The organism is Neisseria sp. RH3002v2f, from assembly GCF_014596375.1.
In the GTDB taxonomy this organism is placed as follows: Bacteria; Pseudomonadota; Gammaproteobacteria; order Burkholderiales; family Neisseriaceae; genus Neisseria; species Neisseria cinerea.
Window position 1 is genome coordinate 1 of the sequence record NZ_MAYZ01000009.1, and the last position, 1,050, is coordinate 1,050.

Here is a 1,050-nt window from a genome sequence, read left to right on the forward strand (position 1 = left end):
TCATCAGATAGAGTTCAAGCTATATTGGGACGCAATATGAGTATAACTTTTATGGTGCTATTTGCTTTTATCCTTGTGGTCTACTTCACAGTGGGCTACATTATTACTCGCTACATGATTAAACGTGGTGCAGTTGATACTGCAGTTGATTTCTGGTTCTTCTTAACTCTATGGCTCTGGATTGGTGTCTGTGTCTGCGTCATGGGTCTCTTGAAAGCCATTTGGTCACTGCCTAAACGATTGGCAGACCATCAGATAGACAAGCACTCATAATGAAGGGACCTTCGGGTCCCTTTCGGGCATTTAAATCTTTTTCAAAAAGGTATGTACATCTGCTTCAAACATGTTATTATAGCTGCATCGAAACAAAACAAGTAAATGGAGAAATAAAATGTTCAACGTTCAAATCAACAAAGGTACTTACCGCGGCAATGACATCAATGGTAAGTTTGTTGCAACTAAGACCTGGTTCCCAGAGGTTGTTCCAGTTCACGAAGCACACCTTGGTGACGGTAAAGTGTTCATCCAGGTTGATGGTAAAGAACGTGGAGTATGGGTGTTCAAATGTGATATCGAAATGGAAGGAATGGAGGTTTCTCCTCTGACTTCAGTTGAATCAGAAGAGGAAATGAAACAACGTATCAACAAACGCTTCACAGTGATGAATATGATGACTAAAGGCATCATTTCTGGTAATATCCGTTCATTAATTATCTCTGGTGCTGCAGGTATTGGTAAGACATACACTTTAGAGAAAAATCTGAAAGCTGCTGACGAACGTGGTGAAATCGTTTTCAAAAGCATCAACGGTAAAATCTCAGGTATTGGCCTCTACGAACAGCTCTGGAAAAATAAAGAAGAAGGTTCAGTTCTGCTTCTGGATGATGTTGATGTGTTCAGTGACATGGATATCCTGAACCTTCTGAAAGCTGCACTCGATACTGGTGAAACTCGTAAAGTTTGTTGGAGCACTGCTTCAGCTTATCTTGATGACAAAGGCATTGATAAAGAGTTTGAGTTTGCTGGAACTATCGTGTTCATCACTAACGA

General features: G+C 40.5%; 2 protein-coding genes. Both read left to right on the forward strand.

Features of this window, described 5'->3' with window-relative positions:
* Positions 1-273: hypothetical protein (locus BBW69_RS09950; RefSeq protein WP_223169900.1), on the forward strand; the 273-nt coding region annotated here is incomplete at its 5' end.
* Between the two features lie 118 nt (positions 274-391).
* The coding region (locus tag BBW69_RS00725; RefSeq protein WP_188210091.1) for an ATP-binding protein at positions 392-1,050 on the forward strand (659 nt) is incomplete at its 3' end.